A 24,992-nucleotide genomic window follows, 5' to 3' on the forward strand; every position below is an offset into this window, starting at 1 on the left:
CGGTCGTGACAGGACGCTGAACATGGGTCACCAGCAGAGATATGACCTATCACGTAAGAGTTTGCAAGGGCTTGCGTAGTTTTGCGTTCTTGACGCGGAATACATCCGATCTCTAACCTTCGAGGGTCGATCGGTGACAGCGAGGGATGAGCGAAGATGCGCGTTCAACGAAGAGCGTCCCGGTTCCTTGCGGTCGCGGTGGCCGCCGCGACCGTGCTTTCCATGGCGACGAGCGCGGCCCAGGGCGCCGCTCCTGCTCCCACCCCGAAGCCAGAACCCCGCGACCCGGCCATGACCCTGTGGTACGACGAGCCGGCGACCGACTGGGAGTCGAAGTCGCTGCCCATCGGCAACGGCGCGCTCGGCATGAGCGTGTTCGGTGGCGTGCGGAACGAACAACTGCAGTTCAACGAGAAGTCGCTGTGGACCGGCGGTCCCGGCTCACCCGGCTACGACTTCGGCAACTGGCGCGAGCAGCGGCCGACCGCGATCGCCGACGTGCGGAACCGGATCGACGCGGAAGGGCAGGCCGACCCGGCGTACGTCGCGGGCGTGCTCGGTCAGGGCAAGACCGGATTCGGCGCCTACCAGACCTTCGGCGACCTGCACCTCGCGCAGCCGGCCAACCCACCGTCGGTCACGGGCTACCGGCGCGGCCTGGACATCGCGGCGGCGGTCGCCGGCGTCACGTACACGTCCGAGGGGGTCACGTACACCCGCGAGTACTTCGCGTCCGCGGCCGACGACGTGATCGTCGCCCGGCTGACCGCGAGCAGGCCGGGCCGGATCGGCTTCACCGCGTCGATCACCGCGCCGGACAACCGGTCCCGGCAGCTCACCGCCCGGGACGGCCGGATCACGTTCGCCGGCAACCTCGACGACAACGGCATGCGGTTCGAGTCGCAGGTGCGGGTGCTCAACGAGGGCGGCTCCCGCACCGACGACAGCGACGGCTCGGTCACCGTGACGGGTGCCGACGCGGTCACACTGGTCCTCGCCGCGGGCACGGACTACTCGATGAGCCATCCCACCTACCGCACGTCCGACCCGCACGACGCGGTGACGGGCCGGGTCGACGCCGCGGCGGCCAAGCCGTTCGGTGCCTTGCGTTCCGCGCACGTCGCCGACTACCGGCGCCTGTTCGACCGGGTCACGCTCGACGTCGGCCAGCGGATGCCGGACCTCCCGACCGACGAGTTGCTGCGTGCCTACCGCGACCCGAACACGCCCGCCGCGACCAGGAAAGCGCTGGAGGTGCTGTACTTCCAGTACGGCCGGTACCTGCTGATCTCCTCGTCGCGCGCCGGGTCGCTGCCCGCGAACCTGCAGGGGGTGTGGAACAACTCCACGTCACCGCCGTGGAGCGCGGACTACCACGTGAACATCAACCTGCAGATGAACTACTGGCCCGCCGAGACGACGAACCTGTCCGAGACCACCGGGCCGTTCTTCGACTACGTGGACTCGATGGTGCCCGCGGGGGAGCGGACCGCGGGGGAGATGTTCGGCAACCGGGGGTGGGTGGTGCACAACGAGACCAACCCGTTCGGGTTCACCGGCGTCCACGACTGGCCGACGGCGTTCTGGTTCCCCGAGTCCGGTGCGTGGCTGGCGCAGCACTACTACGAGCACTACCTGTTCACCCGCGACCTGACCTTCCTGCGGGAGCGGGCCTACCCGATGCTGAAGTCGCTGTCGCGGTTCTGGTTCGACGAGCTGGTGGCCGACCCGCGCGACGGCAAGCTGGTCGTGAGCCCGAGCTTCTCGCCTGAGCACGGGCCGTTCTCGGCCGGTGCGTCGATGTCCCAGCAGATCGTGTGGGACCTGTTCACCAACACGGCCGAAGCGGCGACCACGCTGGGGGACAACGGTTTCGCGAACGAGGTGCGCGGGTACCTCGGCAGGCTCGACCCCGGGCTGCGGGTCGGGAGCTGGGGTCAGCTGCAGGAGTGGAAGTCCGACTGGGACGACCCCGGCAACGACCACCGGCACGTGTCGCACCTGTTCGCGCTGCACCCCGGCCGTCAGATCACGCCGCAGGACGACCCGGCGCTGGTCGAGGCCGCGCGGACGTCGCTGACCGCGCGCGGTGACGGCGGGACCGGCTGGAGCAAGGCATGGAAGATCAGTTTCTGGGCGCGGCTGCTGGACGGCGACCACTCGCACACGATGCTGTCGGAGCTGCTCAGGACCAGCACGCTCGACAACCTGTGGGACACCCACCCGCCGTTCCAGATCGACGGCAACTTCGGCGCCACCGCCGGGGTCGCGGAGATGTTGCTGCAGAGCCACCGCGGTGTCGTGGACGTCCTGCCCGCGCTGCCCGACTTCTGGGCGGATGGTTCGGTGACGGGGCTGAAGGCGCGTGGTGACCTCACCGTCGACACCGACTGGACCGGCGGGGTACCGACGCGGATCGCGTTGCGTGCCGGGAAGAGCGGCACGCTGCGGGTGTCGAGCGCGTTGTTCGACGGCCGGTACCAGCTCGTCGACCAGCGGACCCGCAAACCGGTACGCCACCAGCGGACGGGCACCGAGATCACGTTCAAGGCGGCCCCCGGACGGACCTACGTCGCGACCTCAGCGCTGCCGGCCACCGTCGCCGCACCGGAGCAAACCCAGAACCCGCGAGTCCCCGTTTCGGAACCCGCGAGTCCCCGTTTCGGAACCGATGAGTTGACGGTTCGCTCCCGCGGCGGCATATCGCGAAACGCCCACTCGGAATCCTGAATGGGGAACTCGCGGGTCCTGAACCGGGGACTCGCGGGTCCTGAACCGGGGACTCGCGGGTCCTGAAACGGGGACTCGCGGGTTCTGAATGGGGGACTCGCGGGTTCCGAACGCGGGACTCGCGGGTTTGGGTGGGGATGTGTGTGGGGTGGGTGGGTCAGCCTCGGCCTATGTGGGGCATTTTGGTGGCCATTACGGTCAGGAACTGGACGTTGGCCGTCAGGGGGAGTTCTGCCATGTGCAGCACCATGTCGGCCACGTGCGACGGGTCCATCGTCGGCTCGGGCCGGGTGGTGCCGTCTGCCTGAAGGGTGCCCGTGCTGATCGACGACGTCATCGCCGACGCCGCGTTGCCGATGTCGATCTGGCCGCACGCGATGTCGAACTCGCGGCCCTCCAGCGACAGCTGCTTGGTCAGGCCCGTGATCGCGTGCTTCGTCGCCGTGTAGGCCACCGCGTGCGGGCGGGGGCTGTGTGCGGAGATGGAGCCGTTGTTGATGATGCGGCCGCCGCGTGGATCCTGTGTGGACATCAGGCGGAACGCGGCCTGCGCGCAGTAGAACGAGCCGGTCAGGTTGGTGTCGACGACCGCGCACCAGTCGGCCGGGGCCACGTCCGCGACCGGACCGCCCGCACCGAACGTGCCCGCGTTGTTGACCAGCAGGTCCAGCCTGCCCCAGCGGTCCTCGACGGCGGCGAACAACGCGGTCACCGAGTCGTGCGAGGACACGTCGGTGACGATCGCGGTGCCGCCGGTGTCGGCCGCGGTCGCCAGCAGCGGCTCCTCGGTGCGGCCCGCGACCACGACGTGGTGGCCCGCTGCCGCGAGCCGCAGCGCGATCGCCCGGCCGAGGCCGGAACCGCCGCCCGTGACGACCGCGATCCTCATGCGAGCCGCCGGGGCCCGACGAACGCCGCGGCCGCCGCGAGCACGTAGCCCAGTGCCGGGCCGTACGCGCCGAACCGCACGTCGGCGAACCCGAACCCGTCGGTCAGGTCCGACACCGCCGACACGTGCACGCCCGCGATCACCAGCAGCACCAGCCCGGCGAGGCGGCGGAACGTGGACATCGCCATCTTCAGCATGAAGATCACCACGACGAGCGCGGCGAGTGCGATGACCGCGAACGTGATCTCCTTGCGGGAGAACTCGACCGACCCGCCGGTGAACAGGTCGCCGAACGGCCCGAACCGCAGCGCGAGCACCCCGATGCCGATGATCGTGAGCGCCGCCCAGATCACCTTCATCGCCACCGACTCGAGCACCGCCACCAGCGACAGCAGGATGCCGAGCACCGCGAGCGGGTAGCTGAACAGCACGACGTACGCGCCGGAGAAGCCGTGGGCCTCGAAGTTCGTCGCCAGGTCCCAGATCGCGGGCAGCGCCTGTGCGTCCTCGCTCGCCGACGAGTACACCCACGGCAGCACGGTGAAGCTGACGACCTGCACGACCAGCCCGAGCAGGCTCAGCAGCAGCCCGAGCCCTGGCAGCCGGAAGCCACCGCCACCGGGCTCCGGCGGCGGCGCGGGACGCTCCGGACGCCGCGGTGCGGGCCGGGCGGGTAGCGGCTCGGCGTACCCGCCGCGCCGCGGTTCCGCGTGGCCGGGCGGGTAGCCGGGCCCGGGATACCCGCCACCCGCGTAGCCACGGTCGTAACCCTGGTCGTACGCGGGCTGCGGTGGGTACCCACGCTGGTGGCCGCCCTGCGGCTCCTGCGGGTGCCTCGGCGGGTACTGCTCGTCTCGGTACGGTCCTCCTGGTCGGGACATGCGGGCACGGTACCCGCAGTTCACCTCATGTGGTGACCGGTTCTCTCCGGTAGGCGGCGATCGTGGCGACCGCACCGGCCCCGACGGCGAGCAGCACCCCGACGAGACGCACCCACGACGCCGCGGCCACCCCGGCCTCGGCGAAGTCGGTGAGCTTGCCGAACCCGCTGAGGACCGCGGCCACCTCCGCGACGGCGGCGAGCGCGCCGACGACCACCGGCCACCGCCTGCGCGTGGCCACGATCAGGATCGCCGACCCCACCATGAGCACCAGTCCCGGCGGCACCGCCGGCATCGCGACTCCCGCGACTTTCTGCGCGACGAGCCCCGCCGCCCCGACGACCAGACCGGCCACCGTCCACGTTCGTGCGGACATCGGGTTCCCCCTTCACTCGACCGATGTCGTCTACAGTCGCAGGGCCGGGGCGTGGGGTCGTCCCACTCTCGAACCGTCTTCGGATACGCCGCACGGCGTAGGTGAGGAGCCGCATGGGAGCCGCGAAGAGCACGGAGTCGCTGGCCGACGTCCCGCTCACCAACCTCGACCAGCCGCTGTTCGAAGACGCGGACGCCACGAAACGCGACCTCGTCGACTACCTCGACGCCGTCCACACGCGACTGCTGCCGGAGCTGGCGCGGCGCCCGCTCTCGGTGCTGCGGGTGCGGCTCGGGCAGGACCCGTTCATGCAGAAGAACGTCCCGAAGTACGCGCCGGAGTGGCTGGCGACCACGGCGCAGTGGGCGGAGTCGTCGCGGCGGGAGGTGCGGTACGCCTTGTGCGACGATCGAAGGTCGCTGGTGTGGTTCGCGAACCAGCGGGCGGTCGAGTACCACCCGACGCTCGGGAAGGTGCCGGATCTCAGCAGGGCCACGCACCTGGTGCTGGACCTCGACCCGCCGGAGGGTGACGACACGTTCGGTGTCGCGGTGCAGGCGGCACTGCTGGTTCGGCAGGCGCTGAACGAGCTCGGGCTCGACGGCGCGGTGAAGACGAGCGGCGCCAAGGGTGTGCACGTGTTCGTGCCGATCACCGCCGACGTCGAGATGGCCGACGCGGCGGCCGCGACCCGCGCCATCGCGGCGCGTGCCGAGCGCATCGACCCGGACCTGGCGACGACCGCGTACATCAAGGCCGACCGCGGCGGGCGGGTGTTCGTCGACTCGACCCGCGCGGGCGGCGCGACGGTCGTGGCCGCGTTCAGCCCGCGCGTGCGGCCCGGTGCGACGGTGTCGTTCCCGGTGCCGTGGGACGAGATCGAGAACGTGGCACCGCGTGACTTCACCATCCGCAACGCGGCCGCGCTGCTCGGCGAGAACAACCCGTGGGCCGACGCCCTGCCTGCGCCGCAGACCGTGCCCCAGGTGCTGCTCGACGAGGGACACGAGATCCCGGTCGCCCGCGTCGTCGCGATGCACGAGGGCAAACGCCGCAAGCGTGCGGCGGAACAGGCCGCCAAGGAGAAGTCCTGACGGGCCCGCATGGCGGGTAGCCTGGGATCGTGGAGGTTCTGCTGCCGTTCCTGCTCGTCGCGGGGGTATGCGTGGCGATGTGCTGGGGTCTGGTGCGTGGCGCTGCCCGCATGCGGCGCCGCCGGGTGGGCAGCGCCGCGATGAGTGGTGCGATGAGCGTCATCGACGAGATCTGGCACCCGGCGGCCCACGAACCCCAGATCTAGATCCAGCAGGCCTACGAGCGGCAGGCCCCCACCCCGTCACCTGACGACAAGCTCTAGTCCTTGCTCCTGAGCTTGGCCAGCTGCTCCGAGAACGGGACGAACTCCTCCTTCACCGGCGCCGGGCTGCGCACCATCAGGTCCGCCAGCTCACCCGCCGCGCGGTCGACGCGTTGCGCCAGGTCGGTGCCCGCCCAGTCCTCCGACGCCGCGTACACGGCCGTGGGGACGACCACCGCGTGCAGGTAGGCGAACATCGGGCGCATCGCGTGCTCCAGTGCGAGCGAGTGCCGCGCCGTGCCGCCGGTCGCCGCGATCAGCACCGGCTTGCCGGTCAGTGCCTCGTTGTCGACCAGGTCGAAGAACGACTTGAACAGCCCGCTGTAGGAGGCGGTGAAGATCGGCGTGGCGACGACGAGGCCGTCCGCCTCGGCCACGGCGGTCAGCGCGTCCCCCAGCTTCGGCGCGGGGAACCCGGTGACCAGGTTGTTGGCGATGTCGACCGCCAGGTCCCGCAGCTCGATCACCCGCGTGGTGACGTCCGCGTTGGCGGCGACGGCCGTCGCCAGCCGGTCGGCGAGCAGCCTCGTCGACGACGGCTGGGTCAGGCCCGCCGACACGACGACGAGTTTCATGCCTCCACCTTCTCCCGGGCCGCCGCGACCAGCGACTCGTGCGTCGGCGCCGCCGCGACACCGGGGGCGCGCCGGGCCGCGAACTCCTTGCGCAGCACGGGAACGATCTCACCGATCTGGTCGAGCTGCTCGAGCACGGTCTTCAGCGGCAGCCCCGCGTGGTCGGTCAGGAACAACTGGCGCTGGTAGTCGCCGAAGTGCTCGCGGAACGTCAGCGTCCGGTCGATCACCTGCTGCGGCGACCCGACGGTCAGCGGCGTCTGCGCCATGAAGTCCTCCAGCGACGGGCCGTGCCCGTACACCGGCGCGTTGTCGAAGTAGGGCCGGAACTCGTTCACCGCGTCCTGGGAGTTCTTCCTGATGAACACCTGCCCGCCGAGGCCGACGACCGCCTGCTCCGGCGTGCCGTGCCCGTAGTGCGCGAACCGCTCCCGGTACAGGCCGATCAGCCGCTGGAAGTGGTAGGTCGGCCAGAAGATGTGGTTGGCGAAGAACCCGTCGCCGTAGTAGGCGGCCTGTTCCGCGATCTCGGGGCTGCGGATGGAGCCGTGCCACACGAACGGGGGCACCCCGTCGAGCGGCCGCGGCGTGGCCGTGAAGCCCTGCAGCGGCGTGCGGAACCGGCCTTCCCAGTCGACGACGTCCTTGCGCCACAGCTCGTGCAGCAGCGCGTAGTTCTCGATGGCGAGCGGGATGCCCTGGCGGATGTCCTGCCCGAACCACGGGTACACGGGGCCGGTGTTGCCACGGCCCATCATGACGTCGACGCGCCCGCCCGCCAGGTGCTGGAGCATCGCGAAGTCCTCGGCGATCTTCACCGGGTCGTTCGTGGTGATCAGCGTCGTCGCGGTGGACAGGATCAGCTTCTCGGTCCTGGCCGCGATGTAGCCGAGCATGGTGGTCGGCGAGGACGGCACGAACGGCGGGTTGTGGTGCTCGCCGGTCGCGAACACGTCGAGCCCGACCTCTTCGGCCTTGAGCGCGATCGTGACCATGGCCTTGATCCGCTCGTGCTCACTCGGCGTCACGCCGGTGGTCGGGTCCGTGGTGACGTCCCCGACGGAGAAGATCCCGAACTGCATCACGCTCATCCTCCCGAAGTAGTTGCAAACTCAACTACTGCCTGGAACCGTACCCGATGCCCGGGTATTCCCGCCTGTCAGGTGCGCGATCGCAAAGCACGTCGTGAGCCACAGGAGCCCGATCAGCCAACCCGCGAGCACGTCCGAGGGCCAGTGCACGCCGAGGTAGACGCGGCTGAACCCGACCACGACCACGAGGAACACACCGAGCGCGGCCAGCGCCGTACGCCGCACGGCACCGGGGCGTTCGCGCACCGCCAGCACGGTGAGCAGCCCGAGGACGGCCATCGAGTTGAGGCTGTGCCCGGACGGGTAGGACCAGCTGTGCACGAACACCACGTGGTCCGACAGCGCGGGCCGCGGCCGTTCGACGATCGCCTTGAGCACCGGGCCGAGCGCGAGCGCGCCCGCCGAACCGCCGACGACCAGCAGCGAGTCGCCCTTCCTGCCCCGCCACACCAGCCACGCGCCCGCCGCCAGCGCGATGACGATCAGCGACGGCGTGCTCCCGAAGCGGCTCGCGTTGACCATGACCTCGGTCAGGAACCCGTTCCGGTGGTCGATCACCTGGTCCCGGAACGGGCCGTCCAGGCCGGCGAGTGCCCTGTGGTGGATCACCGCCTCGGTCAGCACGATCGCGGCCAGCCCGAGCACGACCACGGCCAGCGCCGCGACGGTGGTCTGCCTTGATCGCGTCACGTCACCAAAGTAGGCGGAGACCGGCAGGCTGGCCGATCGGCCACCGGTGGGTCGGCCGATCGGCCGGGGCGTTCCTCGGGGCCATGGCCATCTGCCCGAAGTGCCGGAGCTGCCTTCTCCGCGAAGGTTTCCCCCGGCACACACAGAGCCGCAGGCAGAGAAGGGACAGACATGACATCGCTGTTGTCCGGTCGGGGGCTGGTGAAGCGGTACGGCGACGCCTACGCGCTGGCCGGGGTGGACATCGACATCGCGGCTGGGGAGGTCATCGCGATCGTGGGCCCGTCGGGGTCGGGCAAGACCTCGCTGCTGCACGTGCTGGCGGGCATCCTCAAGTCGGACGAGGGCACGATCACCCTTGGCGGGCAACGCGTCGACCAGCTGTCGGAGACCAAGCGCAGCGAACTGCGGCGCACCGAGTTCGGGTTCGTCTTCCAGTCCGGGATGCTGGTCGCCGAGCTGACCGCGGAGGAGAACGTGGCGTTGCCGCTGCTGCTCGGCGGCCGGGACCGCGGCATGGCGATCGCCACCGCGCGCACCTGGCTCGGCAGGCTCGGGCTGGCGGGCAAGGAGACCCGCCGTCCCGGCGAGCTGTCCGGTGGCGAGGCGCAGCGTGTCGCGATCGCGCGGGCCATCGCGCACCGGCCGAAGGTGATCTTCGCCGACGAGCCGACCGGTGCGCTGGACACCAAGACCGGCCACGCGACGATCGGTGCGCTGGTCGACGCCGCCCGCGAGACCGGAGCCGCGGTGATCGTCGTGACCCACGACCGGGAGATCGCCGCGATGATGCCCCGCACGGTCGCCATCCGCGACGGCCGGATCGAGCAGCCGGTGGCGGTCCAGTGAACCCCGTTCAGCTGGCCTGGCGCGTGCTGCGCGTCGACCGGCGCACCCAGGTGTCCACCGTGCTGACCGCACTGGGGGTCGCGGTGGCCACCGGGCTGGTGCTCCTGTTGACGAGCCTCCCGTACGCGACGCAGGCACGCGCGGAGCGGACGCTGTGGCAGGAGGCCACCGGCTACACCGAGTCCGGCGGCCAGGTCAGCTTCGCCTCCAGCGAGGACCAGGTCGACGGGCAGGTGATCACGCGGGTGGACGTCGCGCCGCTCGTGGACCCGGCCGGGATCGAGCTGCCGGCTGGCATCGACCGGCTGCCCGCGCCGGGCGAGATGCTGCAGTCGCCGGAGCTGGCGCACCTCGCGTCGGTCAAACCCGCGGCGGAGCTGGCGGACCGGTTCGGTGCGCGGCCGGCCGGGCTGCTCGGCGAGGACGCGCTGATGTACCCCGAGCAGCTGGTGTTGCTCGTCGGTCACACGCAGGAGACCATGCCCACCAGTGCGGTCGAGCTGACCGCGCTCGCGTCGGGGGAGGCGCGGCCGGACGGGCTGCTGACGCTGCTGGCAGGCGTCGGGGTCGTCGTGCTGCTGGTGCCGAGCCTGGTGCTGGTGGCGTCCGCGTCCCGGCTCACGGCCGCGCGGCGGGAACGTCGTCTGGCGGCCCTTCGGCTCGCCGGTGCGACACCCGCGCAGGTCACCGCCATGGTCGGGGCCGAGACCGGGCTCGCGGCGGTGGTGGGCGCCGTGCTGGGGGTCGCGATGAGCCCGGTGCTGCACTCGCTGGCGACATGGGTGCCATGGGGCGGTGGCACCTGGTTCGCGCAGGACTTCATCCTGCCGTGGCCGATCATCGTGCTGGTGGCGGTCGCCGTGCCGGTGCTCGTGGTGGGTGCCGCGGTCGCGGGCCTGCGGCGGGTGGTGAACACGCCGCTGATGGCGACGGGCGGCCACACCAGCAAGCCGCTCAGCAAGGGACGGCTGCTGATCGTGCCCGTCGCGGTGCTGCTGTTCTTCGCGTCGCTGTCGATGGCGAAGGAGTCCTCCAGCGCGCTGCTGCCACTGCTGGCCTCGCTCGGGTTCCTCATGTGGTCGCCAACCGTGGTGGGACCGTGGGTGACCTCGGCACTCGGCGGGGTGTTCACGAAGGTGTGGCGCAAGCCGTCGGCACTGCTGGCGGGGCGGCGGCTGCGGGACGACCCGAAGGCGGCATACCGGGCGTCGGCCGGTGTGGTGCTGGCCGTGTTCGCCGGATCGATGGCGCTGACGCTGATGCCCAGCCTCGAATCGGAGGCCGGGTACTACAGCCCCTACCGCGACTCCGTCCTGTACGTCGGCACGGACGCCGAACACGCGCCCGCCGTCGTCGAGAAGGCCGACGAGGGGCTCGAGCGGTACGGGCTCGCGGTGCGGGCCGCGCAGGTGGGGCAGGTCCAGCTCAAGCAGGGCGAGAACTACCCGCAGGGGTATGTCGTGTCCTGTGCGGACGCCAGGGTGCTGCTGCCGGTGTCGGTCGACTGCCGGTCCGAGCCCGCCGTGTACGCGCCGTCGGGCGCCGCGCTCGAGTTCGTGTCGTGGTCGACGGAGTCCACGCCGCAGGGCCCGGCCGAGGAGCTGAAGCCGTTCGAGGTCACGCCGGTCGCGGCGGCGACGGGCATCGTGCTGATCGACCCGGCGCTGATGCCCGCGGACATCGAACTGTCGAATGTGGACGTCGCGGTGCCCGGGAACGGCCACGCGCGGGAGTCGGCGCGGACCGCGCTGCTCGCCGCGGCGGGCGGTGCGCAGGTGATCAGCAAGGAGATGAAGCTCGGCGAGCAGAACGCCGAGCTCGCGGACTTGCGCAGGGTGACGGTGATCGGGCTGGTGACGGCCTCGGTGCTCGGCGGGCTGTCGGCGGCGATCGCGACGGCGGGTTCGGTGATGGACCGGCGGCGCACGTTCGGTGCGCTGATGGCGGCGGGTACGCCGGTGCACACGCTCGCGCGGGCGCTGCGTGCGGAGGCGGCACTGCCCGCGCTGGTCGCGACCGTCGGGGCGGGGGCGCTGGGGACCGTCGTCGGGGTCGGGCTGTTCGGGCTGGTGTCGGAGAGCATCCCGGTGTTCAGCCCGTGGCTGGCCGCGCCGATCGTGCTCGGTGCGCTGGTCGCGTTGCTGGCGGCGTCGGTGTGCTCGCCCGCGCTGAAACGGGTGCGTGCGGAGCCGCTGGCCGACGAGTGAGGACCTGGGGAGCGTCCCGCCACCCCCTCGGGTGGGGCGCTCCCCGGCCTGGCGGGGCGGTGGGGGCCGGGGGAAGGGTTCGATGGTGTGCCCGGACCGCTGTGGCGGCGGGCCGGGCGCCCGTTTCTCGTTGCGGTGGCGGACCTTCAGGCCTGCTGCTGGTCGGTCAGTTCGGTCTGCGTGCGCACCAGGATGGCGTGCGCGTCGACCACCTCACCGGCGAGCAGCAGGTCGGCGGCCAGCCGGACCCCGTCGCACTGCTGCCGGATCCGGCAGCTGTCGCCCAGCGCGGCGGTGCGGGCCAGTGCGGTGCGAAGGTCGTCGGCGAGGCCGAGGGTGTCGTCCGGCTCCGCGAGCCGGGCAAGCACCTTGTCCACCCCCATGAGCAGGTCGTGCCCAGCGCGTGGCCGGATGTCCGGGGCGGTCATCACCGTCCGCGGTCCCGGAATCGGTCGGGTGGCGGTCATCTGTGCGGCCTCGATGGCCATGCGGTCCTCCTCGTCGTTGAGGTCTGCCCATCGTTTCCCTCGGCAGGATCGGGCAAAACCTGAAGACATTCCAACGGGTGAACGCCCTCGGCGGCACTCTCCGCGTCCGGACCGCGACCGGTTCGGTGGAGTACTCCGTGGTCAGCGTCCCGGTCCACCGACACGGTGGTCGGCTGGTGGGCACGATGCACACAGTTGCTCCGGTCGGGGGGTGACACGCGGGGAAAGACGTGCGCATGAGGGCGCTGTCGGGGATCTTGCTACTGGCCGCCGGAGCGCCGGCAACCGGGTGCGCCCCCCGTCCAGAACCCGCGAGTCCCCCGTCCAGAACCCGCGAGTCCCCTGTTCGGAACCCGCGAGTTCCCCGTTCAGGACCGGCGAGTTGCCCGTTCGCGACTACCCGGGCCCGTTGACCGCCGAATAGGATCCGCCTGTGACCCGGATCCCTGCTCGCGTCGCCACCGTCGCGCTCACCGCCGCGCTGGCCATGACGGGACTGACCTCCGCCACAGCGGAAAGGCGGCCGGACCTGACGCTCACCGTCGAGTCCAACACCAAACCGGAGTTCGTCAGCGGCGGTGACGTGCTGGTCCGCGTCGAGCACGGTGACCGGGTCCGCGTGCGCAGCAACGGCCGCGACGTCACCGGCGCGTTCACCACACAGCCGGACGGCGCACTGCTCGGCGTGGTCCGCGGCCTCCGCGAGGGCCGCAACACGATCACCGCCACCGCGAGCCGCGGCAGGCACGCCGTCCTGCGCGTGGTGAACCACCCTCGATCCGGCCCGGTGTTCTCCGGCCAGCAGCAGACGCCGTTCTACTGCCAGACCGAGGCGTTCGGCCTTGCACCGGCGCGGCAACCGCTGTGTGCGGCCCCGACCGTGGTCACCTACGTCTACCGGACGACCGGCGGCCGGTTCACACCGCTGGCCAACCCCGGGGACCGGCCGGCCGACCTCGCGTCCGCGTCCGTGGACGGCGTCGCGGTGCCCTACGTCGTGCGGGTCGAGACCGGCGTCATCGACCGCGCGGTGTACCAGCTCGCGGCCCTGTACGACGGCACGGCCCCGTCGCCGGTCGCGCCCGAGACCGGTTGGAACGGCAGGCTGGTGTACCACTTCGGCGGCGGCTGCAACGGCGGCTACCGGCAGGGCGGCGGCACCGCGGGCGTGCTCGACGACCTGTTCCTGTCGCAGGGCTACGCGGTCGCGTCGTCGTCGCTGAACGTGCTGGACAACAACTGCAGCCCGATCATCTCGGCCGAGGCCGCGATGATGGTCAAGGAGCACTTCCAGGAGACCTACGGCCCGGCGCGGCACACCATCGGCTGGGGCGGCTCCGGCGGCGCCATCCAGCAGTACGACATCGCCGACGCCTACCCCGGCATCCTCGACGGCATCGTCCCCGGCATCTCCTACCCGGACCCGCTGACCACGATGGGCCCGGTCAGCGACTGCGGGGTGCTCAACGCGTACTTCGCGAAGGGTGGCTTCACGCCGGAGCAGCAGCGCGCGGTGTCCGGCTACATCTCCTACAACACGTGCCTGTCGTGGCAGGCCACGTTCCTCAGCCGCGCCACCGCCACCGGCAGCTGCGACCCGATCATCCCCGTCGAGACGCGGTGGCACGAGGAGACCAACCCCGACGGGCTGCGGTGCGGCGCCGCGGAGCAGTGGGTCAACCAGCTGGGCCGCGACCCGCGCAACGGCTTCGTCCGCGCGGTGCTGGACAACGTCGGCGTGCAGTACGGCCTCGCCGCGCTTGCGGACGGCACCATCACCCCGGCGCAGTTCGCGGCGCTGAACGCGGGCGTCGGCGGCTACGACCACGCGGGCCGCCCGATCGCGACCCGCACGTCGGCCGACCCGCGCGGCCTGTCCGCCGCGTACGCGGCGGACCTGGTCAACAGCGCGGGCCTCGGCCTGCGGTACACGCCGATCATCGACCAGCGCACCTACATGGACCGGCTCACGCCGCTGGCGGACATCCACACGGCCGAGATGTCGTTCGTCATGCGCGACCGGCTGCGCACGGCCAACGGCACGCACGCGAACCAGGTGATCATCGAGACCGCTCCGGACCCGGCGCAGACCGCCGCCGCGGCCAGGTACCAGCTCGACGCCATGGACCGCTGGCTGACCGCCATCGGCGACGACGGCTCCCGCCGCGACAAGGCCGCGAAGGTGATCGCGAACAAGCCGGCCGACCTGACCGACGGCTGCTACGTGTCCGCGACGGAACGCGTCAGCGAGCCCCTGGCCTACCCGCCGGCCGGCCGGTGCGGGCGGCTGTACCCGATCGGCGCGAACCCGCGCCTGGTGGCGGGCGCGGACCTCTCGATGACGACGGCCAAGTGCCGCCTGACCCCGCTGGACTTCGACGACTACCCGGTCACCTTCACCGACGGCGAGAAGGCCCTGCTGCGCAAGGCATTCCCGACCGGCGTGTGCGACTGGTCCCGCAAGGGCGTGGGCGAACGCGACCCGCGCGGCGTCTGGCGGACCTATTAGCGGGACGGGGCGCCGGCACGGGCGCATCGGGTGATCGTGGCCGGTTGACGAGTTTCGGTGCCAGGACATCCGGGGAACCTCGTTGTCATGGCATCCAAGCGCGTCGTGATCGTCGGAGGCGGGTTCGCCGGGTTCGAAACGGCCCGCTCGCTGCTCAAGTCCCTCCCGGAGGACGCAGACACCGAGATCGTCCTGGTCAACCCGACCGACTACTTCCTCTACCTGCCGCTGCTGCCCGAGGTCGCCGCGGCGGTCATCGACCCGAGGCGGGTGACCGTGTCGCTCCCGGCCGCGCTGCCCGGTGTGCGGCTGGCCCTCGGCACCGTGTGCAAGATCGACCTGGACGGCCGTGCCGTCACCTACACCGACCCGGAGGGCCGCGACCACGAGCTCGGCTACGACCGGCTCGTCCTCGCGGCGGGCAGCGTCAACAAGCTCCTGCCCATCCCCGGTGTCGCCGAGCACGCGCACGGGTTCCGCGGCGTTCCGGAGGCGCTCTACCTGCGCGACCACGTCATCCGCCAGATCGAACTGGCCGCCGCGACCGACGACCAGGCCGAACGTGAGGCCCGCTGCACGTTCGTCGTCGTCGGCGCCGGCTACACCGGGACCGAGATCGCCGCGCAGGGACCGCTGTTCACCAGGGCCATCGCCGACCGGCACCCCGAGCTGCGCGACCAGAAGATCCGCTGGCTGCTGCTCGACATCGCGCCGAAGGTGCTGCCCGAGCTGAACCCGCGCCTGTCGCGGACCGCCGACAAGGTGCTGCGCTCCCGAGGCGTCGAGGTCCGCATGGGCGACACGGTCGAGGAGGCCACCGCGGACGGCGTGAAGCTGAAGAGCGGTGACGTCGTGCCGACCCGCTCGCTGGTGTGGTGTGTCGGTGTGCGGCCGGACCCCGTGGTCGAGCAGACCGGCCTGACCACGCAGAAGGGCCGCCTCGTCGTCGAACCGACCCTGGCCGTGCCGGGGCACCCGGAGATCTTCGCGTGCGGCGACGCCGCCGCGGTCCCCGACCTGACCCGTCCCGGCGAGATCACCGCCATGACCGCTCAGCACGCGTCCCGGCAGGGCAAGCTCGCGGGCCGCAACGTCGTCGCGTCCCTCACCGGCGGCAAGCTGAACCGGTACAAGCACCACGACCTGGGCTTCGTCGTCGACCTCGGCGGCAAGCAGGCCGCGGCCAACCCGCTGAAGATCCCGCTCGGCGGCTTTCCCGCGAAGGTCGTCACCCGCGGCTACCACCTCGCCGCCATGCCGGGCAACCGCGTCCGCACGGCCGTCGACTGGCTCATGGACGCGCTGATCGGGCGGCAGTCCGTACAGCTGGGCCTGGTCCGCGCACCACATGTGCCATTGGACACCGACAACCCGGAGGTGCCGTATTTCCCGGCTCTCGCCGCCGGTAGCCGGGCAGGGGAAGGGTCCTGATCAACCGCCCGCCGCGAGGACGTGGGCGCGGAACGCGGCCGACAGCGGCGGCAGCTCCCGACCCGCGAGCCACGCGACACCAATGTCGCGTTCGGACGGGACATCGGTCACCCGAAGGTGTGGTGCCGGGGAGGAGCTCTGGGGCGGTGGCACCAGCGCGACGCCAAGGCCCGCGGTGACCAGGCCGCGCAGTGTCTCGACCTCCTCGCCCTCGAACCCGACCCGGGGTGCGAACCCGGCGGCGGCGCACAGTGCCTCGGCCGTGGCACGCAGGCCGTAGCCGGGGCGCAGCAGGATGAACGTCTCCTCGGCCGCGTCGGCCAGCCGCACCCGTTCGTGGGTGGCGAGGCGGTGGTCCGGCGGCACGGCCAGGCGCAGCGGCTCGACGAGCAGCCGCCGCCACTCGATCGCGGGCAGTCCCGGGTCGTCGCTGGTCAGCACGAGGTCGGCGGTGCCGTCGAGCAGTTCGGCGGTCAGGCCCTTCTCACCGTGCTGGCGCAACACGAACCGGGCCCGGGGGTGTCGTTCGCGGAAGCCGCGGATCACCCTCGGGACGAGCCACGTGCCGAGGGTGTGCAGGAACGCGAGCGGGACCGTGCCCGCGTCCGGGTCGACCAGCTCGCGGACCGTGCGCACACCCTGGTCGTAGCGGTCGAGCACGGCCTCGGCGTGTGCCTTGAACGCGTGGCCCGCCGGGGTGAGCGCCAGCGTGCGGCCCGCTCGCCGGAACAGCTCGGTGCCGACCTCGTGCTCGACTCGCCGCAGCGCCCTGGACAGCGCAGGCTGGGTGAGCCGGGCGCGGGCGGCGGTGTCGGTGACCGTCGCGCCGTTCGCGACCTGCTGGAAGAGACGCAGCACCGCCAGATCCATGCACTCAGCTTATGGGTCGTAGGAAGAAGCGGCATTGGACGCATGGTTTGCCGGGGCGGATGCTGACGGTAGGACTTCGGACGGTGAAGGGAAGCTGGGATGGCGACGGTCGCGGAGCAGCTGGTGCGGACGCTGCGGGACGCCGGTGTGGAGCGGATCTACGGGATCGTCGGCGACAGCCTGAACCCGGTCGTCGACGCGGTGCGCCGCACCGACGGGATCGAGTGGGTGCACGTCCGGCACGAGGAGGCGGCGGCGTTCGCCGCGGCGGCGGAAGCGCAGGTCACCGGAAAGCTGACGGTGTGCGCGGGCAGCTGCGGGCCGGGCAACCTGCACCTGATCAACGGGCTGTACGACGCGCACCGCAGCGGTGCGCCCGTGCTGGCGATCGCCTCGCACATCCCATCGACGCAGATCGGGACGGGCTTCTTCCAGGAGACGCACCCGGCCGAGCTGTTCCGCGAGTGCAGTCACTACAGCGAACTGGTGTCCGAGGCCGAGCAACTGCCGCGCCTGCTGCGGATCGCGATGCAGGCCGCCGTCGGCAAGCGGGGCGTTTCGGTGCTGTCGATCCCCGGCGACGTGGCCGACCGGCGCGCGGCCGGGCCGGTGTCGGTGCCGGTGACGCTGGTGCCGCCCTCGCCGGTGGCGCCGTCCGCCGAGGACGTCACCGACCTGGCCGCACGGTTGAACGCGGCCGAGAAGGTGATGCTGTTCGTCGGCGCGGGTGCGGCCGGTGCACACGACGAGGTGATGGCGCTGGCGGAAGCGCTGGCCGCGCCGGTCGGGCACTCGCTCGGCGGCAAGGAGGTCATCCAGTACGACAACGCCTACGACGTGGGGATGAACGGGCTGCTCGGGTACGGCGCGTGCTACGAGGCGATGCACGAGGCGGACCTGGTCGTGTTGCTGGGCACCGACTTCCCGTACGACAACTTCCTGCCGCAGGCCAGGACGGTGCAGGTCGACGTCGAGCCCGCGCACCTCGGGCGGCGGACACCGCTCGAGCTGGGGGTGCACGGGTCTGTCCGTGAGACGGTCGAGGCACTGCTGCCGCTGCTGCGGACCCGCGCGGACCGGTCGTTCCTGGACCGGATGCTGCTGCGGCACGCACGCAAGCTGGAGAAGGTCGTCGAGGCGTACACGTCCGGGGTGGCGCAGCGGACACCGATCCACCCGGAGTACGCGGCGTCGCTGGTCGACGAGGTCGCCGAGGACGACGCGGTGTTCACCGTGGACACCGGCATGGGCAACGTGTGGGCGTCGCGCTACCTGACTCCCAACGGCGAGCGGCGCGTGATCGGCTCGTTCCGGCACGGCAGCATGGCGAATGCGCTGCCGCAGGCCATCGGCGCCGCGCTCGCACAGCCCGGCAGGCAGGTGGTGTCGCTGTCCGGCGACGGCGGGCTGTCGATGCTGATGGGTGAGCTGCTGACGCTGTCCGCCTACGACGTGCCGGTGAAGGTCGTGGTGTTCAACAACGCCTCGCTCGGCATGGTGAAGCTGGAGATGCTGGTCGACGGGCTGCCGGACTACGGAACCGACCACCCCAAGGTCGACTTCGCCGCGATCGCGCGAGCGTGCGGGCTGTACGCGGAGCAGGTGACCGACCCGGGTGACGTGCGGGCGGCGTTGGAGAAGGCGTTCGCGCACCCCGGTCCCGCGGTGGTGGAACTGGTGACCGACCCGAACGCGCTGTCCATCCCGCCGAAGATCACGGGCGGGATGGTCCGCGGTTTCGCTCTGGCGGCGAGCAAGACGGTGCTGAACGGCGGTGTGGGCAAGATGGTCGAGATGGCCCGCAGCAACCTGCGCAACGCCCCGCGGCCGTGATCAGCCCCGGTCGATGAGGGCGCGGACGAGTGCGTCGAGCGACCCGGGCGGCGGCAGGTTGCCCATGTCGGCGACCTCGGTGTTGCCGGTGGTCACGGCGCGGTGGAGCAGCAGCGTCGCGTACGGGTTGCCGGCCTCGTAGTTGCTGTTCAGCTCGGTCAGCAGGGTGAGGAGCCGGTCGCTGGCGGGATGTCGTGTCGCGGCCAGCTCCCGCAGCAGCGCGGGATCGACGTACTCCTTGCGTGGCGCGGGTTCCTCTGGCGCGTCGACCGCCCTGTGGACGTAGTCCCTGAGGTTGCGCACGCCCGCGTACGCGGCGAACCCGTCCCCGGCGGTGATCGTCCAGCCGTCGCCGTCGGCGGTGATGTCGACGGCCGCGCCGAGCGGTTCACGGCGCAGGACAGCGGGGAACGTGCGGACGTGGTGGGCGTGGTCGGCCCCGAACTGACGGTGGAAACGGGTGCTCGACATCGTGACCGGTCCCGTGCTCCTGACCCGGTTCGCGCACAGCCGGATCATCGCCAGGTAGGGCGCGATCTCGTGGTCGATCGTCAGCAGGCCCGCCGCCAGGGTCAGGCCGATCTCGCCGTCCTCGCCGAGCCAGATCGCCCGGTACCGCGTCCCGGCGTTGGTTCCCGTGGTGGGAAACGAGTCGACGATCACCTGGACGTCCGCGGCGGGGTCCTCCTCGCGCAGCCATTCGGTGAGCACGCGCGTGGTGGGCCAGGAGCCGTCCTCGCCCCGGGTGGTGAGGACTCCGCACAACAGCAGCGACTGTCCGGCGGTCGGCTCGTCCCAGATGCTCTGTGCCACCCGCACAGCGTATGCGGCCTGGCGGAGCAGGCCGGACCCGCAGGGCCGGACCGGACCGGAACAGACCGACCGTCCCCCAGGAGCGGACGTCAGTCGAAGCGGATGTGTTTCAGGCTCGTCCACGTGCGGCGGGCGTAGCCGCGCAGGCGGGTGTCCGTGTTCGGGGTCAGGTGCACGCCTGCCTTGGCCGCGACGTGGTCGGCCACCTCCTTGACGGTGAGGTCGTCGGTCCACACCCGGGTCGCGAACTCGGGGTCCTGCAGACGGGTCAGACATTCGTCTACTTTGGACATCGCCCAGGTTTCGCGGGCCAGTGTCGCGTTCTTGCCCGCGACGAACTGCACCACGTGGCCGAACCCGCGCTCCCGCAAGCGTTTCAGCACAGTTTCCCTGCGTGCCAGCAGTGAGAAGTGGTGGACCTCGTGGTCCATGTCGCGTAATCGGCCTACCGTCTCCTTGAGGTACTCGGGGTTGACGACTGTCATGGGTACGATCACCGGGCCGTTGTGCTTGCGCAGCACCAGGTCCAGGATCTCCACCACGCCCTCGCGCCATGACCTCAGGTTCTGGAAGTCGGTGCGCAGGGGTGGGGGCAGCATTCTGCGCATGCCAAAGCCTGCCTGCTCCGGATCACAGATCACGCTTCCGGGTGAGCGGCGGGACAGTTCGTGTGCTGTCTGGGTCTTGCCGCCACCGAAAGGGCCGTTCAGCCAGATCAGTTTCTCGGGGGTCGGGGGGACGCTCCCCAGAAGTCTCATGCGCGTGTCAGTGCCACCAGCGGGATCTGTCGGTTCGCCTTCTTCTCGTGGTCGACGAGGAACGGGTTCGCCGCCGTGATCTCCGCCCATAAGCGGGCACGCTCGTCGCCGGTCAGTACTGTCGCCGTCGCCGGATAGGTCTCGTCGTCCCGCTCGACCGTCGCCGACGGGTCGGCGCGCAGGTTCGTGTACCAGTCGGGTGCCTTGGGCGCACCCGCGTTCGACGCCATGACCAGCACCCGGTCGCCGTCCGGATGGAACATCAGCGGTGTCGTGCGGTCGATGCCGGTCTTCGCGCCCTTCGTCGTCAGCAGCAGCAAGCGTTCCCGGTGCATGCCCTCGATCTCGCCGCCGGCGCGGAACTGCTCGATGACCCTGCGGTTGATCTCCTGGATGTCCATGGCGGACACGGTAGCCCGGCCCACCGACAATTCGTGCCGTCAGGTTCTTTCGCGGAACATGACCTCGATGGCCGGGCCCGCCACCGAACCGGACCCGTGCCACCAGCTCCGCGTCCACATGCAACGGTTCCGGCGACGCAACGCGTGTCCTGCCGCCGGTAGCGTGATCCTTACTGCAGGTAGCCCTCCACGACGTTGCCGGGGCGCGGCGAGGCTTCGTCCGGGTTCTCCCCGGCGGAGCGGCGGGCGCGGCGCTGGCGCAGCAGGTCCCAGCAGGTGTCCAGCTCGACCTCGATGGCGCGCAGCCGCTCGGGGTCAGGTTCCTGACCGGCGCGCTCCAGCTTGTGCTCCTCGTCGATGAGGAAGCCGATGCGGGCCGAGATCTCCTTGTCGTCCATGCCGTCCATCGTCCCAGAGAGGTGGCATGCCTGCCGGGGACCGAGCACGCACGCGCCGCTCTCGCCGCCGCCAGGCAGGCGAGCGAGTGCCGCCCTCGCCCACGTCGTCGTCGAGAGACCACACTGCAGACCGTCGACCTGCCGCTGCGCCGGTTGCGGGCCGGGGCCCACCGGCTATCCGTGAGTGACGCGGTCCAGGAAAGCAGCCAGGTTCGCCGTGGTCCGCGCGATCTGCTGGTCGAGCGGCAGCGAGTCGTGGGCCCGCGCGCCGGGTTCCGTCTCCTTCTTGCCGCGCAGGTACAGCGAGCAGGCGAGGTCCGCGCACAGGTAGGAGCCGACGGAGTTGCCCTGCTGGCCTTCCTTGCCCGCCTTGCGTGCCGTCATGAGCGCGACGCCGTCGCCGCTGTGAGTGGTGAGGCACAACGCGCACATCGAGCGGCGAGCCCCCGCGGTCGGCTTGGCACGACGCAGCGTGACGCCCAGGAGACGGTCGCCGGACTCGGCGACCAGGTAGGCCCGGTCGGGGGCGCTCGGGTCCCGCCAGCCGAGGAAGTCGAGGTCGTCCCACGGAGAGGCGGCCAGCTCCCTAGGAACGGCCAGCCGCTTCGCCGCACCTTTGCTGCAGTTGACGAACGATGCGCGAATCTCACGCTCGGTGACCGGTCTCATGGCTGCGACGGTAAGCTACCTAGGAGTCCTAGGCAAATCCTTTAGGCAGTTAGGCGCATTGCAGCCGGTCACGGTGCCGCTCTGCGGAGGTGGACCCGGTAGGAGTACTGCTCCGGCAGGAAGTGCGAGATCGCCAGTTCCACCGGTTCGCCTCGGGTCGAGTGGTAGGTGCGGTCCACTCGCAGCAGGGGGTCGCCCGGTGGGCAGGGCAGGTGGGTTGTCGCCGGGGAGGTGGCCGGTACCGCGGTGATGCTCTGTTCCGCCGCCCCGATCGGGAAGCGGGTGTCCACCATCGCGATCACCGTGACCGCGCTTGTCGCACCCGGTGACGTCAGTGCCGGCTCCGCCGCCAGCGTCGCGCCCACGTGCGGTGGCAGGTGCACCGTCGTCACGCAGAACGGGATGTCGTTGTGTATCCGGCGGAACACCACCGTGTGTACCGCGTCACCCGTCAGGTGTAGACGAGACGCGGCTTCGATGTCCACTCGGCGACGCAGTGGGGTCACGATCTCGAGCCTGGTGTCGATCGACAGGCCCATCAGGTCGTCGATCGTGCCGAACTGGCGCAGGTAACGGCCGTCGCGTGGGTGGCGAACGTTCCCCTGCCCCGCACGCGGTGGACCAGGCCGTCCGCCACCAGGTCGTGGAACGCCCTGCGTACGGTCTGGCGGCTCACCTTGTACTCGTCCGCCAGTTCCGCTTCCGTCGGCAGGCGCACGCCGTCGCGGTACCGGCCCTGCACCAGTGCGTTGCGCAGTGTCCTCGCCAGTTGCCGGTAGGCGGGTTCGCGGGTCATCAGCCCGGTAGGCCGCGGGACACCAGCTGCGCGGCGATCACGTTGCGCTGGATCTCGTTCGTGCCCTCGCCGACGATCATCAGTGGCGCGTCGCGGAAGTACCGTTCCACGTCGAACTCCGTCGAGTAGCCGTAGCCGCCGTGGATGCGGATCGCGTCCAGCGCTATCTCCATCGCCGTTTCCGATGCGAACAGCTTGGCCATGCCCGCTTCCAGGTCGGCGCGTTCGCCCGCGTCCACGCGCGTCGCGGCGAGCAGCACCAGCTGCCGTGCCGCTGTGTACTTCGTCGCCATGTCCGCCAGGTAGTTGCCGATCGACTGGTGCTTCCAGATCGGTTTGCCGAACGCCTCCCGTTCCTTGGCGTACCGCAGCGCGTCGTCCAGGGCAGCCCGCGCCACTCCCAGCGCCCTCGATGCCACCTGGATGCGGCCCGTCTCCAGGCCAGTCATCATCTGGGCGAAACCCGCACCCTCCTTGCCGCCCAGCAGCGCCGAGGCGGGGGCCCGGTAGTCCGCGAACGACAGCTCGCAGCTCTCCACGCCCTTGTACCCCAGCTTCGGCAGGTCACGCGACACCGTCAGGCCCTCGCCGTGTTCCACCAGCAGGATGCCGATGCCCGCGTGCCTCGGGGTGGCGTCCGGATCCGTCTTGCACAGCAACGCGATCAGCCCCGAGCGGCGGGAGTTCGTGATCCACGTCTTCGTGCCGTTGACGACATAGCCGTCCGCGGTGCGCCGCGCGACCGTCGTCATGGCCTGCAGGTCGGAGCCGCCACCCGGTTCGGTGAGGGCCATCGTCGCGCGCACCTCGCCGGTCGCCATGCGGGGCAGATAACGCTGTTTCTGTTCCTCGGTACCGAACCTGGTGATCAGCTTGGCGACCACCGTGTGCCCGCCCATCGCGCCCGCGAGGCTCATCCACCCGCGCGCGAGCTGCTCGGTGACCTGCACGTAGCACGGCATGGACACCGCGACCTCGCCGTACGGCTCGGGGATCGCGAGCCCGAAGACGCCCAGCTCCTTCATCTGCTCGATCAGCCGCTCCGGGTAGGTGTTCGCGTGCTCCAGCTCGCGCACCACCGGGCGCACCTCGCGGTCCACGAACTCGCGCACAGTGTCGACGATGGCCTGCTCTTCTTCGCTCAGCATGGTTTCCCTCAGACCGCGTGCGCTTCGCGCAGTGCCGCGATGTCGGCGTCCGTGCGGCCCAGCGCGCGCAGGATCGGTTCGGTGTGCTCGCCGGGTGCCGGCACCGGGTTCATCACCGGTTCCACCCCGCCGAGGTCCGCGGGCGGGCGCAGCGCCTCGATGACACCGCCAGGGCTGTCCACCTCGCGCCACCGCCCGCGTTCGCGCAGCACCGGGTGGTCGAGGAACTCGGCCACCGAGTTGACGCGGCCGTTCGCCACCCCCGCCTGGTCGAGCAACGCGACGGCATCCGCTGTGCTGAGCCCGTCGAAACGTTGCTGCAGCAACTTGTTCAGCTCCGCGCGGTGGGTGACGCGAGCCGGGTTGGTGGCGAACCGCTCGTCCGTGGCGACCGATTCGTCACCCAGTAGCAGCTCGCACAGAGCCACCCATTCGCGTTCGTTCTGCACGGCCAGAACGACCGGTTCGCCGTCCTTGCTGGTGAACGGGCCGTACGGTGCGATGGTCGCGTGCTGCGCGCCGACCCGTTTCGGCTGGTGCGGACCGTAGCGGGTGTAGTAGGCGGGGGAGCCCATCCACTCGGCCAGCGCCTCGAACAATGACACCTCGACGGTCGTGCCCTCACCCGTGTTCGCCCGCCGCAGCAACGCGGTGAGGATGCCCGAGTAGGCGTACATGCCCGCGGCGATGTCGGCGATCGAGATGCCGGCCTTGGCCGGGTCCTCCTCGGTGCCGGTGAGCGACACCACCCCGGTCTCGCACTGCACCAGCAGGTCGTAGGCCTTGCGGTGCGCCCACGGGCCGTCGGTGCCGTAGCCGGAGATCGTGCAGTGCACGAGCCGGGGGTTGTGTGCCCGCAACGGTTGCGCGTGCAGGCCGAGCCTGGCCGCCGCGCCCGGTGCGAGGTTGTGGACGAACACGTCCGCGTCGGCGATCAGCTCGTCCAGCACCTCGCGGGACGCCGGGTGCTTCACGTCCAGCGTCACCGACTCCTTGGACCGGTTGAGCCACACGAAGTAGCTCGACTGGCCGAGGACCGACTCGTCGTAGCGGCGGGCGAAGTCCCCGCCGCCCGGTCGTTCCACCTTGATCACGCGCGCGCCGAGGTCCGCGAGCTGGCGGGTCGCGTACGGCGCCGCGACGGCCTGTTCGAGACTGACGACGGTGATCCCGGCAAGGGGGCGGCTGTGTCGGTCGTTCACTCCGCAAGCTCCGTTCACGACGGGATTTCCT

Annotated in this window: 25 protein-coding genes; 8 read left to right on the plus strand and 17 right to left on the minus strand. The window is 70.9% G+C overall.

What is annotated here, in order from left to right; all coding sequences use genetic code 11:
* The first annotated feature begins 156 nt into the window (after window positions 1–156).
* Window positions 157–2,730, plus strand: coding sequence for a glycoside hydrolase family 95 protein (locus tag ACFPCV_RS16880; RefSeq protein ID WP_378057132.1), 2,574 nt, complete (start codon window positions 157–159; stop codon window positions 2,728–2,730).
* A gap of 157 nt (window positions 2,731–2,887) precedes the next feature.
* Here ACFPCV_RS16880 and ACFPCV_RS16885 read toward each other — a convergent pair whose 3' ends face one another.
* The 3 genes from ACFPCV_RS16885 to ACFPCV_RS16895 are packed head-to-tail and all read right to left on the minus strand — an operon-like array spanning window position 2,888 to window position 4,876.
* On the minus strand, window positions 2,888–3,619 hold the full coding sequence (locus ACFPCV_RS16885; RefSeq protein WP_378057133.1) for an SDR family oxidoreductase: 732 nt from the start codon (window positions 3,617–3,619) through the stop codon (window positions 2,888–2,890).
* The gene (locus ACFPCV_RS16890; RefSeq protein WP_378057134.1) at window positions 3,616–4,500 is read right to left on the minus strand and encodes a hypothetical protein; all 885 of its coding nucleotides are present in this window, start codon (window positions 4,498–4,500) and stop codon (window positions 3,616–3,618) included. Before ACFPCV_RS16890 ends, ACFPCV_RS16885 begins: the two co-directional genes overlap by 4 nt.
* 25 nt (window positions 4,501–4,525) lie before the next feature.
* On the minus strand, window positions 4,526–4,876 hold the full coding sequence (locus tag ACFPCV_RS16895; RefSeq protein ID WP_378057135.1) for a hypothetical protein: 351 nt from the start codon (window positions 4,874–4,876) through the stop codon (window positions 4,526–4,528).
* Between the two features lie 113 nt (window positions 4,877–4,989).
* Between ACFPCV_RS16895 and ACFPCV_RS16900 the strand changes: the two genes are divergently transcribed.
* On the plus strand, window positions 4,990–5,970 hold the full coding sequence (locus tag ACFPCV_RS16900) for a DNA polymerase domain-containing protein (protein WP_378057136.1): 981 nt from the start codon (window positions 4,990–4,992) through the stop codon (window positions 5,968–5,970).
* Window positions 5,971–5,999: 29 nt separating this feature from the next.
* Window positions 6,000–6,176, plus strand: a complete 177-nt coding sequence (locus tag ACFPCV_RS16905; protein WP_378057137.1) for a hypothetical protein — start codon at window positions 6,000–6,002, stop codon at window positions 6,174–6,176.
* 53 nt (window positions 6,177–6,229) lie between these two features.
* On the opposite strand, the gene ACFPCV_RS16910 is transcribed toward ACFPCV_RS16905, so the two are convergent.
* Genes ACFPCV_RS16910 through ACFPCV_RS16920 form a run of 3 tightly spaced genes read right to left on the minus strand, consistent with a single transcriptional unit; the run spans window position 6,230 to window position 8,589 of the window.
* Window positions 6,230–6,808, minus strand: a complete 579-nt coding sequence (locus ACFPCV_RS16910) for an FMN reductase (RefSeq protein ID WP_378057138.1) — start codon at window positions 6,806–6,808, stop codon at window positions 6,230–6,232.
* Complete coding sequence (locus ACFPCV_RS16915; RefSeq protein WP_378057458.1) at window positions 6,805–7,890, minus strand: LLM class flavin-dependent oxidoreductase; 1,086 nt, start codon at window positions 7,888–7,890, stop codon at window positions 6,805–6,807. Before ACFPCV_RS16915 ends, ACFPCV_RS16910 begins: the two co-directional genes overlap by 4 nt.
* Window positions 7,891–7,920: 30 nt before the next feature.
* Complete coding sequence (locus tag ACFPCV_RS16920; protein WP_378057139.1) at window positions 7,921–8,589, minus strand: phosphatase PAP2 family protein; 669 nt, start codon at window positions 8,587–8,589, stop codon at window positions 7,921–7,923.
* Between the two features lie 171 nt (window positions 8,590–8,760).
* Here ACFPCV_RS16920 and ACFPCV_RS16925 point away from each other — a divergent pair, with 171 nt between their 5' ends.
* Window positions 8,761–9,438: an ABC transporter ATP-binding protein gene (locus ACFPCV_RS16925; protein ID WP_378057140.1), complete on the plus strand. Its 678-nt coding sequence runs from the start codon at window positions 8,761–8,763 to the stop codon at window positions 9,436–9,438.
* On the plus strand, window positions 9,435–11,645 hold the full coding sequence (locus tag ACFPCV_RS16930; RefSeq protein WP_378057141.1) for an FtsX-like permease family protein: 2,211 nt from the start codon (window positions 9,435–9,437) through the stop codon (window positions 11,643–11,645). The genes ACFPCV_RS16925 and ACFPCV_RS16930 overlap by 4 nt, the downstream gene beginning before the upstream one ends.
* A 146-nt stretch (window positions 11,646–11,791) precedes the next feature.
* Here ACFPCV_RS16930 and ACFPCV_RS16935 read toward each other — a convergent pair whose 3' ends face one another.
* Window positions 11,792–12,133 (minus strand): hypothetical protein, encoded by a 342-nt coding sequence (locus tag ACFPCV_RS16935; protein ID WP_378057143.1) that lies wholly within the window; start codon window positions 12,131–12,133, stop codon window positions 11,792–11,794.
* A 433-nt stretch (window positions 12,134–12,566) separates the two neighbouring features.
* On the opposite strand from ACFPCV_RS16935, the gene ACFPCV_RS16940 reads away from it, so the two are divergent.
* Both ACFPCV_RS16940 and ACFPCV_RS16945 read left to right on the plus strand, forming a co-directional pair.
* Window positions 12,567–14,642 carry a DUF6351 family protein gene (locus tag ACFPCV_RS16940; protein WP_378057144.1) on the plus strand — a complete coding sequence of 692 codons (2,076 nt, stop codon included), beginning with the start codon at window positions 12,567–12,569 and terminating at the stop codon, window positions 14,640–14,642.
* A gap of 87 nt (window positions 14,643–14,729) precedes the next feature.
* Entirely contained in the window at window positions 14,730–16,073 is a 1,344-nt protein-coding gene (locus ACFPCV_RS16945; protein WP_378057145.1) for an NAD(P)/FAD-dependent oxidoreductase, read from the plus strand.
* On the opposite strand, the gene ACFPCV_RS16950 is transcribed toward ACFPCV_RS16945, so the two are convergent.
* On the minus strand, window positions 16,074–16,943 hold the full coding sequence (locus tag ACFPCV_RS16950; RefSeq protein WP_378057146.1) for a LysR substrate-binding domain-containing protein: 870 nt from the start codon (window positions 16,941–16,943) through the stop codon (window positions 16,074–16,076).
* Between the two features lie 99 nt (window positions 16,944–17,042).
* Here ACFPCV_RS16950 and ACFPCV_RS16955 point away from each other — a divergent pair, with 99 nt between their 5' ends.
* Window positions 17,043–18,776: a pyruvate dehydrogenase gene (locus tag ACFPCV_RS16955; protein WP_378057147.1), complete on the plus strand. Its 1,734-nt coding sequence runs from the start codon at window positions 17,043–17,045 to the stop codon at window positions 18,774–18,776.
* On the opposite strand, the gene ACFPCV_RS16960 is transcribed toward ACFPCV_RS16955, so the two are convergent.
* The 9 genes from ACFPCV_RS16960 to ACFPCV_RS17000 all read right to left on the minus strand — a co-directional run bounded on the left by ACFPCV_RS16960 (window position 18,777) and on the right by ACFPCV_RS17000 (window position 24,961).
* On the minus strand, window positions 18,777–19,589 hold the full coding sequence (locus ACFPCV_RS16960) for a hypothetical protein (protein ID WP_378057148.1): 813 nt from the start codon (window positions 19,587–19,589) through the stop codon (window positions 18,777–18,779). It lies immediately after the preceding gene.
* Window positions 19,590–19,678: 89 nt separating this feature from the next.
* A complete protein-coding gene (locus ACFPCV_RS16965; RefSeq protein ID WP_378057149.1) occupies window positions 19,679–20,347 on the minus strand; it encodes an AAA family ATPase in 669 nt (222 codons plus the stop codon).
* Entirely contained in the window at window positions 20,344–20,748 is a 405-nt protein-coding gene (locus tag ACFPCV_RS16970) for a nitroreductase/quinone reductase family protein (RefSeq protein WP_378057150.1), read from the minus strand. Before ACFPCV_RS16970 ends, ACFPCV_RS16965 begins: the two co-directional genes overlap by 4 nt.
* 170 nt (window positions 20,749–20,918) lie before the next feature.
* The gene (locus ACFPCV_RS16975) at window positions 20,919–21,146 is read right to left on the minus strand and encodes a DUF2630 family protein (RefSeq protein WP_378057151.1); all 228 of its coding nucleotides are present in this window, start codon (window positions 21,144–21,146) and stop codon (window positions 20,919–20,921) included.
* Between the two features lie 174 nt (window positions 21,147–21,320).
* Window positions 21,321–21,815: an FBP domain-containing protein gene (locus ACFPCV_RS16980; protein WP_378057152.1), complete on the minus strand. Its 495-nt coding sequence runs from the start codon at window positions 21,813–21,815 to the stop codon at window positions 21,321–21,323.
* Between the two features lie 68 nt (window positions 21,816–21,883).
* On the minus strand, window positions 21,884–22,354 hold the full coding sequence (locus ACFPCV_RS16985; RefSeq protein ID WP_378057153.1) for a UTRA domain-containing protein: 471 nt from the start codon (window positions 22,352–22,354) through the stop codon (window positions 21,884–21,886).
* Window positions 22,354–22,611: a GntR family transcriptional regulator gene (locus ACFPCV_RS16990; protein WP_378057154.1), complete on the minus strand. Its 258-nt coding sequence runs from the start codon at window positions 22,609–22,611 to the stop codon at window positions 22,354–22,356. Before ACFPCV_RS16990 ends, ACFPCV_RS16985 begins: the two co-directional genes overlap by 1 nt.
* Window positions 22,611–23,759: an acyl-CoA dehydrogenase family protein gene (locus tag ACFPCV_RS16995; protein WP_378057155.1), complete on the minus strand. Its 1,149-nt coding sequence runs from the start codon at window positions 23,757–23,759 to the stop codon at window positions 22,611–22,613. The genes ACFPCV_RS16990 and ACFPCV_RS16995 overlap by 1 nt, the downstream gene beginning before the upstream one ends.
* Before the next feature lie 8 nt (window positions 23,760–23,767).
* On the minus strand, window positions 23,768–24,961 hold the full coding sequence (locus tag ACFPCV_RS17000) for a CaiB/BaiF CoA transferase family protein (RefSeq protein ID WP_378057156.1): 1,194 nt from the start codon (window positions 24,959–24,961) through the stop codon (window positions 23,768–23,770).
* Window positions 24,962–24,992 lie beyond the last annotated feature (31 nt).

The organism is Actinophytocola glycyrrhizae (genome assembly GCF_042653545.1).
GTDB classification, from domain to species: domain Bacteria; phylum Actinomycetota; class Actinomycetes; order Mycobacteriales; family Pseudonocardiaceae; genus Actinophytocola; species Actinophytocola glycyrrhizae.